The sequence below is a fragment of the Pseudomonas sp. 1 R 17 genome, assembly GCF_900067035.1.
GTDB classification, from domain to species: domain Bacteria; phylum Pseudomonadota; class Gammaproteobacteria; order Pseudomonadales; family Pseudomonadaceae; genus Aquipseudomonas; species Aquipseudomonas marginalis.
This window is the reverse complement of record NZ_FKLB01000038.1, coordinates 38653-51642: the sequence shown is the minus strand read 5'-3', so window position 1 is coordinate 51642 and position 12990 is coordinate 38653. Positions and strand designations below refer to the sequence as shown.

At 60.6% G+C, this 12990-nt stretch carries 8 protein-coding genes and 1 tRNA gene; 1 reads left to right on the top strand and 8 read right to left on the bottom strand.

Going from position 1 to position 12990, the window contains the following annotated elements; all coding sequences use genetic code 11:
* Window positions 1-120 precede the first annotated feature (120 nt).
* From pqqF to BFP99_RS13740, 5 genes are all read right to left on the bottom strand, one after another.
* Entirely contained in the window at window positions 121-2490 is a 2370-nt protein-coding gene (pqqF, locus tag BFP99_RS13760) for a pyrroloquinoline quinone biosynthesis protein PqqF (RefSeq protein ID WP_065947462.1), read from the bottom strand.
* A 48-nt stretch (window positions 2491-2538) separates the two neighbouring features.
* Window positions 2539-3333 carry a carbon-nitrogen hydrolase family protein gene (locus BFP99_RS13755; RefSeq protein ID WP_065947461.1) on the bottom strand — a complete coding sequence of 265 codons (795 nt, stop codon included), beginning with the start codon at window positions 3331-3333 and terminating at the stop codon, window positions 2539-2541.
* Window positions 3334-3343: 10 nt separating this feature from the next.
* A complete protein-coding gene (locus BFP99_RS13750; RefSeq protein WP_065947518.1) occupies window positions 3344-5026 on the bottom strand; it encodes a flavin monoamine oxidase family protein in 1683 nt (560 codons plus the stop codon).
* 168 nt (window positions 5027-5194) lie between these two features.
* Window positions 5195-5641 carry an Lrp/AsnC family transcriptional regulator gene (locus tag BFP99_RS13745; RefSeq protein ID WP_032883895.1) on the bottom strand — a complete coding sequence of 149 codons (447 nt, stop codon included), beginning with the start codon at window positions 5639-5641 and terminating at the stop codon, window positions 5195-5197.
* A 36-nt stretch (window positions 5642-5677) separates the two neighbouring features.
* Window positions 5678-6547: a LysR family transcriptional regulator gene (locus tag BFP99_RS13740; RefSeq protein WP_065925400.1), complete on the bottom strand. Its 870-nt coding sequence runs from the start codon at window positions 6545-6547 to the stop codon at window positions 5678-5680.
* A 111-nt stretch (window positions 6548-6658) separates the two neighbouring features.
* Between BFP99_RS13740 and BFP99_RS13735 the strand changes: the two genes are divergently transcribed.
* Window positions 6659-7084 (top strand): VOC family protein, encoded by a 426-nt coding sequence (locus BFP99_RS13735; protein WP_027605927.1) that lies wholly within the window; start codon window positions 6659-6661, stop codon window positions 7082-7084.
* Window positions 7085-7158: 74 nt separating this feature from the next.
* On the opposite strand, the gene BFP99_RS13730 is transcribed toward BFP99_RS13735, so the two are convergent.
* The 3 genes from BFP99_RS13730 to rpoD form a co-directional block, all read right to left on the bottom strand.
* Window positions 7159-7235 (bottom strand) — tRNA-Ile (locus BFP99_RS13730).
* Window positions 7236-7250: 15 nt separating this feature from the next.
* Window positions 7251-10994 (bottom strand): bifunctional diguanylate cyclase/phosphodiesterase, encoded by a 3744-nt coding sequence (locus tag BFP99_RS13725; RefSeq protein WP_065947460.1) that lies wholly within the window; start codon window positions 10992-10994, stop codon window positions 7251-7253.
* A 121-nt stretch (window positions 10995-11115) separates the two neighbouring features.
* Window positions 11116-12966 carry an RNA polymerase sigma factor RpoD gene (rpoD, locus tag BFP99_RS13720; RefSeq protein WP_065925398.1) on the bottom strand — a complete coding sequence of 617 codons (1851 nt, stop codon included), beginning with the start codon at window positions 12964-12966 and terminating at the stop codon, window positions 11116-11118.
* Between the last annotated feature and the right edge of the window lie 24 nt (window positions 12967-12990).

Genomic DNA, 12990 nt, shown 5'->3' with positions numbered 1-12990 from the left:
GTAATACATATAGTCCACCTCCAGTCGGAGATGTTCAGATGTGTGCGTGGGAATGTTACGCAATTCTTCTCAAGTTAGCGCTGTCTTGGTGGAAAAAGCCTGTTGCAGGGTTGGCAATGATCAGCTCGCCGGTTGCCAGCTCTCGTCGACAGGTGGGCCGTTGGCGATGCAGCGCCAGCCGCCGGTCGCGTCGTGCAGCTGTTGGGCCGCGTGTTGCAGGTCCTCCCGTGTGCGGGCCTGGATCAGCTGTTGAAGCCGGTACAGATAATCCGACGGATGGCCCGCCAGGCGCGCGTGCCAAAGCAGTTCGGCGCTTTGGGTGATCGGTAACGTCGCGGCGCAGAACTGCTGTGCCAAGGCGTGATTGCCCACGTCACTGGTGCCGTCGATCAACACCGGTAGGTGTTTCAGGAAGGCTTTCAGGTGATCGACGATACCTGCCAGTGAAACGCTGGGTGATTGCACACCCAACAGCAGGCCGGTTTGCCCGTTGATCTGTCGGACACCGCTGAATACGGCGTAGCCCAATTGCAACTCGACCCTCAGGCGTTGGTAGAACGGCCCTTGGAGCAGGTGCCCAAGCAGCCGCCATGAGGCTTCATCGGCCAGGGATTGGCTGGGTGCCGGGCAAAACAGCAGCACGGCGGCTTCGGTTGAGTGGGTTTTAACCGTATGCCACACACGTTGACCACCGAGGTGTTGAAGAGACGGTTCGAAGTGTGCAGGTTGCCCAGGCAGACGGGCGGCGGCGGCCTTTATCAACGTTTCACATGCGGCGGGCAGACTCAGCCCCAGGCCGAGCCAGCGTGCAGTGGCCCAGGATCCAGGCTGTTCGCTGGCGTCGGCATGGCCGGTGGCGCAGCACGCGGGCAGGGCCTGGAGCAGTTCCCGGATAGCGATCATGGGCGCAGGTGCCGGGGCAGTTTCCTGCGGCAGGTTCAGGCGCTGCCCCAACGCCTCCAGCACGGCCGGCATCGGCTCGTGCAGCCCGGTCATCTTCACCAACCAATCATGGCCGGTGGCTTCGAGAGATAATTCGACGCCGGCCTGGCGCGCATGCTCACGCAATGGCTGCAAGGTGTTTTCCAGCCCGGCAGGCGCTGGCGCGTCGAAGCGCCACTGCACGTACAGCGCGCCTTCATCACCGTCATCCGCCAAGGCCTGGCTGAAGGTCAGCGCCGATACGTCCCTTCGCCCCCGTGAACGATCCTGGGCAAACGTGCGCAAGCCTCGGTGAGCGCTGGTTTGGCCACGGATCAGGCCGGCGCGTTCTTCTTTGGCCGGTGGGCGCAGGAACGGGTTGTTCGGCGGCAGTTGCCAACGGTGTTCGGCGGGCGGCAAGTGCAGTGAATCAAGCAGGGCCTTGAGCGCGGCGACGCCCTGTTCACTGAGGTCTTCGCTGTCGTTTCGAGCCAATGCCAGGGCGCCCTGGACCTGTTGTTGGCGAGCGTTCAGCAGGGCGAACTCTTCGCGCAGTGGCGTCCAATCGCTGTGGGCGAAAAAGCTCAGCCAGTCGTGCAGCAGCGTCTCAATGTGTGTGGGCGGTTCGTCCTTGCTGTCGAGTGTAAAGTCGATGTCCAGCACGGCTTGACCGGCGAAGTGGTACAGCACCGATGCCTGCAGGACGCTGGCCAAGTGTCGGGTTTTCAACTCGGCGAGCAGCCCGCCCGGCGCAGAGGCATTGAGCCAGGTGCAGAGGAAATCCAGGGCTTCACGGGGCGCGTCACAGGTGATGACGTGGTGCAGGTGGTTGTTGTCGATGTGTTGATAGCGCCGAGCCTGGCCTTGCATCAAGGCCGGTGGTGAGGCCTGCGGATGCAAGGGGCCAGCGATCAGTTGCGCGCTGAAACGCTGCGCCAGGGCTTCCAGTTCTTGCAGCGGTTGCGGGCCGGCGAGGCTCAATGTCATCTGCCCGCTCTGATAGAAATGCGTGTGGAATTCCCGCAGTGCTTGCTGAAACGCCTCGCGCTCCACCGGCAGGCTGTCGCGGTTGCCCGCGTGAAAGCCGCGCAGTGGATGATCCGCTGCCAAGCCTTCTAGCAGCGCCACCTGCTGCTGTGCCTTGGCATCCTGGGACCAGGCGACGTACTCGGCGTGCAGCACTTCGCGCTCGCGCCGTTGATCTTCCAGGGTCAGGCGCGGATGGGTCAGCATGTCCGCCAGTCGCTCCAGCCCGTGCGCATAGACTGAAACCGGTAGTTCAAAGAAGAAGTCCGTGGTGCGTTCGCGGGTGCTTGCATTCACTTGGCCGCCGTGGCGCTGTACGTAGGCCATCAGCCCTTCGCCTGCAGGAAATCGCTCGGTTCCCAGAAACAACAAATGCTCAAGAAAATGCGCCAGCCCCGGCCAGGCCAACGGCACGTCGTGGCTACCGGCAGCCACCCGCAGCGCCGCCGCGCAACGTTTTAAGCGCGGTGCATGGCGCAGGGAAACCCGCAGGCCATTGGCCAGGGTCAGGTGAACGGGATAAAGGTGGGCCGGGGCGGGCATGGGCACTTCCAGAACGGGGCAAGTGCCTATGCTAACAAACCCATTCAGTCAGGGCTTGTACAGCGGGCCGTAAAGCTCGGGACGCCGGTCTTGCAGGTAATGGTTGGCGGCGCGGGCGTCGAGGATCGATTGCCGGTCCACTGTCCCGACAATCAAGGCTTCATCCAGGCCGGCCTGGGCGATTCGCTGGCCATCTGGTGCGGCAATGCTGCTTTGCCCGCAGTACTGGATATCGCCTTCGTGCCCGCAGTAATTGGCGTAGGCCACGTAGCACTGGTTCTCGAAGGCCCGCGCCCGCACGGTGACATCGGCGACGAAGTCGAACGGCACCATATTGGCGGTGGGCACCAGGATCAGCTCGGCACCGGCCAGGGCCAGGCGTCGGGTGTTTTCCGGGAACTCCAGGTCATAGCAGATCAGGAACCCCAACTTCCATCCGTTGAGTTCCACCAGCGGGAAATCATCGTCGCCGGCACTGAACATCGAGTGATCCAGATCGCCGAACAGATGGGTCTTGCGGTAGTTGCACAGGCGCTGGCCGTGGGCGTCGATCAACTGCACGGCGTTGTAGATCTGCCCGTCTTCGGCCCGCTCCGGGTAGCCGTACAGAATCGCCAGCCCGGCGCTCTGCGCGATTTCGGCAACGGCTTGGGCAGACTCCCCGTCCTGGGCTTCGGCCAAGGCACCCACGGCTTCGGCACCGATGTTGTAACCGGTGAGGAACATCTCCGGCAGCACCAGCACATCGGCACCGGATGCTTCATGCGCCAGTTGGTGCAGACGCTTGAGGTTGCCTGCGACATCCAGCGGCAGCGGTGGGCATTGGTACAGGGCGACGCGCATGTTCAACTCCTTAGTCAGCCAGGGCAATCGGCCCGATCTCATCGAACACATCACCCGGCCCCGGGTTCTCGGGGTGAGTGCTGCCACCAAAGTGGGTCATGATGCCCCACACCGCGTTCAATGAGGTTTGTACCGCGCCCTCCACCCATGCTGGAGTCCAGGACACGTCGTCACCGGCGATAAAAATCCCACGCTGTTCAGTGGGCATGTCCTTCTGCATGAAGTGCGCATACATACGTTGGTTGTAGCGGTAGTGACCCGGCAGCGCGCCTTTGAAGGCCCCGAGGAAATGCGGGTCGGCTTCCCAGGACACGGTGATCGGGTCGCCGATGATGCGCGCCTTGATGTCGACTTTCGGGTAGATCTTGTTCAAGGCGTCCAGCGCCAGTTTCACCCGTTTGTCGATGGGCTGCGGGAGCATTTTCAGCGCGTCGCTCATCCACGAGTACGACAGGCAGATCACCCCTGGCTTGTCGTCGCCGTTGTCGAAAAGGTAAGTGCCGCGCGTGAGGCGATCGGTGAGGGTCATGCTCATCAGGTCGCGGCCGGTCTCCGGGTCTTTGTCTTTCCAGAACGGGCGGTCGACCATCACGAAGGTCTTTGACGATTGCATGTAGCGCGTGCGGTCGAGGGCCATCCACATCTTTTGCGAGAACAGTGTTTCATCGCACTCGATCTGGGTGGTCAGCAGCCAGCTTTGGCAGGTGGTGAGCACGGCCGCGTATTCGCGGGTATCGCCGTAGTTGTCGGTCACCGCGAAACGGCCATCGGCAGCATGGGCGATGCGTTTTACCCCGGCCCGTGGTGCACCGCGGTGCAGCGAGCTCAGGCTGGTACCGGCGGGCCAATGGGCGCAACGCTCCGGCACATGGCGCCAGATGCCCATCGGCACCTGGGCTACGCCGCCGACCACCAGGTGCTGGTGATCGTCACAGTTGGTCATGACCACGCGGAATATTTCCAGCATGGAGTTGGGGAAATCCGAGTCCCAGCCACCGGTGCCGAAACCTACCTGGCCAAACACCTCGCGGTGGTGGAACGACAACTTGGCGAAGGCCTTGGAGGTGGCTACGAAGTCGTAGAAGGTGCGGTCGTCCCACAAGGGCACCAACTTGTTCCACAGCGCTTTGAGGCGCGGCACATCACGGTCGCGGATGGCTTGCTGGATATCGCCGAACTGCGAGCCGGCTTCCAGGGCGTCGGCCCAGGCGTCAGCCACTTCCTGGAACAGCGCAGGCAGATCGGACAGCTTTTGTGCGTAGTGGGTCTGGCCTTCGAGATCGATCACCGTACTGCCGGAAGCCGGCGTCAGCGGGTTGGGGAAGGGTTTGGTTTCCAGACCCAGCTTGTCGACGTAGTGATAGAACGCGGTAGAGGACACCGGAAAACGCATGCCGCCCAACTCGGCGATGATGCCTTCGGCGCCTTCGAAGGCCTGGGAACGCAAACGGCCGCCCATCTTCGAGGCCTCATACACCACGGGCTTGAGGCCCAGCTTCATCAGCTCGTAGGCGGCGACCAGCCCGGCGATACCGGCGCCGACGATGGCCACTTCGGCGCCATGATTGGCGGCGGGGATACTGCCGAGTCCGGCGGGGTGTTCGATCCAGTCATCGAAGGCGAACGGGAAATCCGGGCCAAAGATGGTGATGGGTTTTTTACCGTCGGCAGGGTGGCGATGGGTCTTGCTGATAGTGCTGGACGGAATGCTCATGGCGGGCCCTTGCTGACGACTCGGCGGGAAGTGACCCGCTGAGTATAGGAAATGATGGCAGCCAGTTTAGGGAGCGTTGCGTTCGTTAATAAGACGCAAAGTGTCGTCGGAATGAATTGTTTTTAGTCATAGTGACGAATTAGGTGGTCAGATTGGTTGGCCGCGATCCAATTTGTTACTGAGGATGATCGATGTGGTGGTTTTCTCCACGCCATCGACACTGCCGATCTGGTCCAGTAATTGATCGAGCTGTTCCGGCGAATCGGTGCGCAACCAAGCCACGTAATCGAACTCGCCGCTGACCGCGCACAATTGTTGAACCTGGGCCATGGCGCTCAGCCTGCGCAGCACTTCTTTGCCCGAGCGCGGTTGCACGGTGATCCCCACATAGGCCTGCAAGCCGCCATCTGCCACGCGTTGACCCAGGCGCACACCATAACCGGTGATCACCTGGGTTTTCTCCAGGCGCGCAAGGCGCGACGTCACAGTGGTGCGCGCAATGCCCAACTGCCGGGCAAGCATGGCCACGCTTTCGCGGGCGTTGATCTGCAAGGCGGCGATCAACTGGCGATCGATTTCATCTAGAACAGGCACGTGGGGCTCCGTGACGGGCGGCAATGGGAACGCATGTTACAGGCTTGGATCGGCCAGCAGGCAGCGGGCAAACAGTTGTGGTACCGGCAGGTGACGTTGGCTGTAGCGGCCCAGCAGGATGATCTCGCGGAAAAAAGTCAGCTTGCCCAGCGGGATTATTCTTACTTGGGGCGAGCGCTCCAGCCACAAGCCTGCCTTTGGAATCAACGATACGCCCAGGCCACACTCCACCATCCTGACGATGGCTTCGAGTTCATCCAGCTCCAGCGCCACTTGCACCTCAAGCTTCTGCTCGCGCAGAAACCGGCTTACGAGTCGGCCGCCAAACGAAGCACGGTCATAGCGCACATGGGGCTGGGTGTTGAGTAGGTGCAAAGGGTCGTCGCCCACCAATGTGTTCGGCACGACCAACACGAACGGCTCCTTGCGCAGCACCTGCACATACAACTCCTTGGGCAGGTCGAAGGGCGGTCGAATGATGATTGCCGAATCCAACTCTCCAGCGTCGACCTGGTTCAACAGCTCCAGGGAGACACCAGGCACCAACTTGCACTCAACCGTTGGCGCGGCCTGGCGCAAGCGCACCAGCGCCTGGGGCAGCAAACCGGTTTGAGCCGTAGTGATAGCACCGACTTTCAACTCACCCCGGTATTCATTGGTATTCACCGGCACCGCCATGCGGTTGAAGGTCTCCAGAATCTCCTTGGCCAAGGGTAATGCGCGCAAACCGGCGGCATTCAGGGTGGCCTGGCGGCCGGTGCGGTCGAACAGCTGCACGCCCAGCGCTTGCTCCAACTGACGAATCTGGGCACTCACCGCTGACTGCGTCAGCCCGATATGCATGCCCGCTGACGCAAACGTCCCGTGGCGCGTTACCGCAATAAAGGTCTTCAATTCACGCAGCATCGATGTCTCGATTCATCAAAAATTTTTGAGCTCGACGCAAAAACTATCGTCTTTTCATCGTTGGGAGCAAGGCTAAACTCGGGTTACTAACGCCCATAGAGGTTTGAACTGATGACACTCGCGCCCTTTCACCTGGCAATTCCGGTATTCGATCTCGCCGCTGCACGGCACTTCTACGGCGACGTCTTTGGGTTGGAGGAGGGCCGCTCCAGCGAACACTGGGTCGACTTCAACTTCTTCGGCCATCAACTGGTGATCCACGAACACCCGAAAACCGCCTCCCAGGAAGCCGCCCACACCAACGCCGTCGACGGCCACGACGTGCCCGTGCCGCATTTTGGCGTGGTGCTGGGCTGGGAAGATTGGCACGCCCTGGCAGACCGTTTACAGGCGCGGCAGACGACGTTTGTGTTGGAACCGCATATTCGGTTCAAGGGACAGGTGGGTGAGCAGGCGACATTGTTCCTGTTCGACCCGTGCGGCAATGCGTTGGAGTTCAAGGCATTCAGGGATATTGGGCAGTTGTTTGCGAAGTAAGGTTGTACGCAGCCCCCCACGCAAAACGTCTGTGCCAGACACACAAAAGCCGCGCAATGCGCGGCTTTCTTGTTTGGTGGGCCCACACGGACTTGAACCGTGGACCAAAGGATTATGAGTCCTCTGCTCTGACCAACTGAGCTATAGGCCCTCAGTAGGTCGCGGATTATAACGATGGTTTCTCCACTGTGCTATCCGAAAAATCCTCAATGCTCCTGCGAAGGAAGGTAGCCGCAAAAAGCTCGGGCGGTAGCGGCAGGCTGACGATGTAGCCCTGCATCTGTTCGCAGCCTTCAGCGGCCAGGAAGGCTTGCTGTGCGGGGTTCTCCACGCCTTCTGCGATGATGGTGAATTGCATGCTGTGGCCCAGGGCGATGATGGCGCGCACGATGGCGACGTCGTGGGGGTCGTCAGGCAGGCCGCGGACGAAGGACTGGTCGATCTTCAGGAAATCCAGGGGCAGGCGCTTGAGATAGCTGAGGGACGAATAGCCGGTGCCGAAATCGTCGATCGCCAGCTGTACGCCCAGGCGCTTGAGTTGGTGCAGGACTGCCAGCGCTTCTTCGGCCTGGCTCATGATGAAGTTTTCAGTGATCTCCAGTTGCAGGCAGCCCGGTTCGAGGCTGTAGTCGCGCAGTAGCTGTTCGATACGAGCCAGTAAACCAGGGTGGCGCAGTTGCGCGCCGGCGAGGTTGACCGATAGCGGGCCAAAACCATCGAAAGTGCTTTGCCAGGTGTGCATTTGCAGGCAGGCGTGCTCCAGCACCCAGTCGCCAATCTGCAGGATCATGCCGTTCTCTTCGGCCAGGGCAATGAAGTGTTCGGGCGAGACGTCGCCAAAGGTGGGGTGGTGCCAGCGGATCAAGGCTTCGGCGCCGATCAATTCTTGTGTCAGCAGGCTCAGTTTTGGCTGGTAATACAGGACCAACTCATCACGTTCGATGGCTCGCCGCAGTTCGTGCTCCAGTGCCACGCGCTCGTTGGCCTGAGCTGTCAGGTCGCGGGTGTAACTTTCGACCCGGTTACGCCCCTTGGCCTTGGAGCGGTACATCGCGGCGTCGGCGTTCTTGACCAGGGTGGCCACGTCGGTGCCGTCCTGGGGGTACAGGCTGGTGCCGATGCTGGCGCTGATGAAGAACTCGTGTTCGCCGGCCTGAAACGGTGGGGTGAAGCAGGCCAGCAGCTTATTGGCCAGTTGCTCGGCGTCGCTGGCGTGTTGCAGGCCGGGCAGCAGGATGATGAATTCATCGCCGCCCAGGCGCGCGACGGTGTCGATGTCACGCAGTTGCTCCTTGAGGCGTACGGCGATGTCTTTGAGCAGCAGGTCGCCGATCGGGTGGCCGAGGCTGTCATTGATGTGTTTGAAACGATCCAGGTCGAGAAACAGCACCGCGCCTTGTTTGCCGGTTTCCTGATGGCCGTTGAGGGCCGCCTGCAGCCGACTTTCAAACAGTGTGCGGTTCGGCAGGCCGGTCAGCGGGTCGTGGTGCGCCTGATAGTCGAGGCGCGCCTGGGCCAGCTTGAGGCTGGAGATGTCGGCAAACACCGCGACAAAATGCGTGATCAACTGGTCGCGGTTGCGCACGGCGCTGATGGTCAGCCAGCTGGGGTACAACTCGCCGTTCTTGCGGCGGTTGGAGATTTCGCCCTGCCAATGACCTTGGGCCGTCAACTGGTGCCACATGGCGGCGTAGAAGGCACTGTCATGCAGGCCGGAGGCGAGCAGGCGCGGTGTCTGGCCAAGGGCTTCGGCTTCGCTGTAGCCGGTGATCTCGCTGAAGGCGCGGTTGACGGCGCTGATGTTCTGGCGCGTGTCGGTGATCAATACGCCCTCGGCGGTACTCTCGAATACCGTGGCGGCCTGTTGCAGTTTTTCCTGCATCAGCTGGCGCTCGGTGATGTCCCGGGCGATGGTGAGCATGCAGTCTTCACCGGCAATTGGCAGTGGTCGGCTGGAGACTTCGCACAGCCGGATCTGCCCGTCGCTGCGGCGTATATGGCAGATGAAGTCACGCACGTATCCATCTTGATGCATCAACTCCAGCATGTGCTTGCGTTCGTTAAGATCGACCCAGATGCCCAGGTCAAGGGTCGATTGGTCGAGGGATGTCGTGCTGTTGAAGCCGGTGATGCGACTGAAACCATCGTTCACTTCAATCAGCAGGCCATCCCGCTGGCGGCTCAGCAGCAAGCCATCGGGAGAGGCGTGGAAGGCCTTGGCGAATTTCTCTTCGGAGATTTGCAGTTGTTGCTGGGTTTCCTTGAGCTGGGTGATGTCGCGGACCACCACCACAATGGCTTCAGTGGTGTCGAGTTGAAACGGCTCGGCGGAAATCAGCCCGATAAAGGCCTGGCCATTGCTGCGCAGAAAGGGCATTTCCAGGTTGCGAATGCTGGTGGTTTGCACGCGTTTCAACAGATCGGGGCCGATACCGGGGATGCCCCAGATATTCAGGGCGGTCGCGGTTTTTCCGATCACCTGCGCGGCTTTCAGGCCCACTTGGTCCTCAAATGCTTTGTTGACCTCAAGCAGGCAGCCATCGGACAGTCGCGCGATCACCAGGATGTCCGGGCATTGCTGAAACACGGAAGCAAACTTTTGCTCGGAAAGCTGCAGCGCCTCTTCAGTACGTTTGGCTTCGCTGATGTCGATCATCAAGCCCCGCAACACTGGCTCATGGCCGTGTTCGATCAGGCTCACAATGTCACGCACCCAAAGGCAGCGGCCGTCCGCCGTGATCACCCGATAGTCGATGCTGTGGTCGCGGTTGGCGCGGGTTTCCCGGTAGCAATAGGCTTCGGCGCGGATGAGGTCGGCGGGGTGAATGATATTGCGCCAGAAGCCCGGAATCAGCCAATGGGCGCGCGGGTAACCGAGCAGATCCTCGGCGTGGGGTGACACATAGCTGTAGGTGAAATCGCTAACGCTGGCTTCCCAGGCGATGGCAGACAGGCTCTCCACCAGGCCGCGATAGTGGTATTCGCTGCTGCGTAGTTCCTGTTCGAGGGCGACGCGGCGGGAAATTTCCGAACTCAGCCGGCGATTGATCCGAATGACGATGGCCAATACGGTGCTCAACAACAGCACGGCGGGCAGGCCGTACATCAGCAGGTCGGTCCAGAACGTACGATGGTTGGTGAGGCTGCCCACCCAGTGTTGCTGGATGGCTTCGGTTTCGGCCGGGCTGAGGTCAGCGAGAACCTTGTCCAGGATGCCCACCAGTATTTTGTTGTCCCGTGGTACACCCATCGCCAATTGATAGCGGTACGGCGTTTCACCACTTACGTACAGGCCATCGAGCTTGAGCTGGCGCAGACTCCAGACGCTTGACGCGAGGTCGCCCACCACGGCGTCGACTTCGTCGGTGGCCAACGCCTGCAGCGTCGAACTGACATTGGGCAGGGCCACCAGGTTGAGGTCTGGATGGTGGGTGCGTAGCAGTTCATGGGGGGCATAATTTTCCACCACAGCAATCTTCAGCCCATAAAGGTCATTGAGGTTGCGTGGTCGGGCGCCGCCTTCATGGGCAAGGATGACAATGGGAAAGTCCAGGTAAGGGCGTGTGAATGCCATGAAGTCCTGGCGCTCGGGGGTAGACATGATGCCCGGCAGCAGGTCGAGTTGGTTGTGGCGTGCCCGCTCCAGCAAGGCACTCCAATTGACCGGCTCAATCAGTTTGATCCTGACCCCCAGGCGTTCCTGGATCAGGCGTACGTAGTCCGCCGCCAGGCCTTGGTAGCGGCCCTCTTCATCACGGTATTCGAAAGGTGGCCAGGAGGCGTCCACCCCCACGCGCAACTCCTGATGGTCCGCCAGCCAGCCACGCTCATCATCGCTAAGAGTCAACGCGCCAGCCGTTGCGGTCCAGGTCAGCAGCGACAGCAGTAACACAGTCGGCAATCTGGGCATAACGGTCTCGTTATGGCACGGGGAATGTTTCGAGTGTAGACGGGCATTGCGGGGGAGGGGATTTGCGCGGGATTTTATCTGTACAAAGCAAAACCCCCGGCCTGGGCCGGGGGTTCTGGTGTCACTCGTCGAGGAAGGAGCGCAGATGCTCGCTCCGCGTCGGGTGGCGCAACTTGCGCAACGCCTTGGCTTCGATCTGGCGGATCCGCTCGCGGGTCACGTCAAACTGCTTACCGACTTCCTCAAGGGTGTGGTCGGTATTCATGTCGATGCCGAAACGCATGCGCAGTACCTTGGCTTCACGGGCAGTGAGGCCGGACAGTACGTCGCGGGTCGCTTCTTTAAGGCTCTCAACAGTGGCGACATCGATTGGCGACTGCATGGTCGAGTCTTCGATGAAGTCACCCAGGTGGGAGTCTTCGTCATCACCGATCGGGGTTTCCATGGAGATCGGCTCTTTAGCGATCTTCAATACCTTGCGGATTTTATCCTCAGGCATTTCCATGCGTTCGCCCAGCTCTTCCGGGGTCGGTTCGCGACCCATTTCCTGCAACATCTGCCGGGAAATACGGTTGAGCTTGTTGATCGTCTCGATCATGTGCACCGGAATACGGATGGTGCGGGCCTGGTCGGCGATCGAGCGAGTGATCGCCTGACGGATCCACCAGGTGGCATAAGTCGAGAACTTGTAGCCGCGACGGTATTCGAACTTGTCCACAGCCTTCATCAAGCCGATGTTGCCTTCCTGGATCAGATCGAGGAATTGCAGGCCACGGTTGGTGTACTTCTTGGCGATGGAGATCACCAGACGCAAGTTCGCTTCAACCATCTCTTTCTTCGCGCGGCGGGCCTTGGCCTCACCGATCGACATGCGACGGTTGATGTCCTTGATCTCGGCAATCGTCAGACCTGTTTCGGTCTCAAGCGCGGTCAGCTTCTGCTGGCAACGGATGATGTCCGGCTGCAGGCGACCAATGGCTTCAGCGTACTTCGCCTTGCCTTTGGCCAGGGCGTCGCTCCAGCTTTCGTCAACTTCGTGGCCCGGGAACTGGCGCAGGAAGTCGGTACGCGGCATGCGCGCATCACGGACACAGAGCTGCATGATCGCGCGCTCTTGTGCACGCAGACGCTCAAGGGCGCTACGAACGCGTTCAACCAGGCCTTCGAATTGCTTCGGGACCAGCTTGATCGGCATGAACAGCTCAGCCAGCGCCAGCAGCTCGGCAATTGCCAGCTTGTTGGAGCGACCGTGCTTTTTCAGGGCCTTGCGGGTGATTTCCATTTGATCGGAAACCGCGCCGAAACGCTGGGCAGCAATGATCGGGTCTGGGCCGCTTTCGACTTCGTCTTCGTCGTCAGTGCTGGCTTCAGCCTCGTCGTCTTCGGTGTCATCGTCCGCTTTCGCGGCTTTGGCATCGACAGGCGGCGGTACTTCGGCAGCAGGCGGCGCGATGCCGTCGTCCGGGTCGATATAACCGCTCAGGACGTCGGACAGGCGGCCACCTTCGGTGGTGACGCGAGTGTACTCGGAGAGAATGTGGTCAACCGTGCCAGGGAAGTGCGCGATTGCGCCCATCACTTCACGGATACCCTCTTCGATACGCTTGGCGATTTCGATCTCGCCTTCGCGCGTCAGCAACTCGACGGTACCCATTTCACGCATATACATGCGCACAGGGTCAGTCGTGCGACCGATGTCGGTCTCCACCGCGGCCAACGCGGCAGCGGCTTCTTCAGCGGCTGCCTCGTCGGTATCGGCGTCGGCCAACATAAGGGCGTCCGCATCCGGAGCACTCTCGTGTACGGGGATCCCCATGTCATTAATCATGCGGATGATGTCTTCCACCTGCTCTGGATCTGAAATATCCTCAGGCAGGTGATCGTTGACCTCTGCGTAAGTCAGATACTTCTGCTCACGACCAAGGGTGATCAACTCTTTGATACGAGACTGCTGTTGCGCTTTTCCGGACATAACACCCTATCCACTGAAGGTCTT

What these genes read in the sequence shown, in the direction of transcription:
- pqqF (WP_065947462.1), bottom strand. Translation starts at nt 2,490, where the DNA reads ATGCCCGCCCCGGCCCACCTTTATCCCGTTCACCTGACCCTGGCCAAT.
- BFP99_RS13755 (WP_065947461.1), bottom strand. Translation starts at nt 3,333, where the DNA reads ATGCGCGTCGCCCTGTACCAATGCCCACCGCTGCCGCTGGATGTCGCA.
- BFP99_RS13740 (WP_065925400.1), bottom strand. Translation starts at nt 6,547, where the DNA reads ATGCTGCGTGAATTGAAGACCTTTATTGCGGTAACGCGCCACGGGACG.
- BFP99_RS13735 (WP_027605927.1), top strand. Translation starts at nt 6,659, where the DNA reads ATGACACTCGCGCCCTTTCACCTGGCAATTCCGGTATTCGATCTCGCC.
- BFP99_RS13725 (WP_065947460.1), bottom strand. Translation starts at nt 10,994, where the DNA reads ATGCCCAGATTGCCGACTGTGTTACTGCTGTCGCTGCTGACCTGGACC.
- rpoD (WP_065925398.1), bottom strand. Translation starts at nt 12,966, where the DNA reads ATGTCCGGAAAAGCGCAACAGCAGTCTCGTATCAAAGAGTTGATCACC.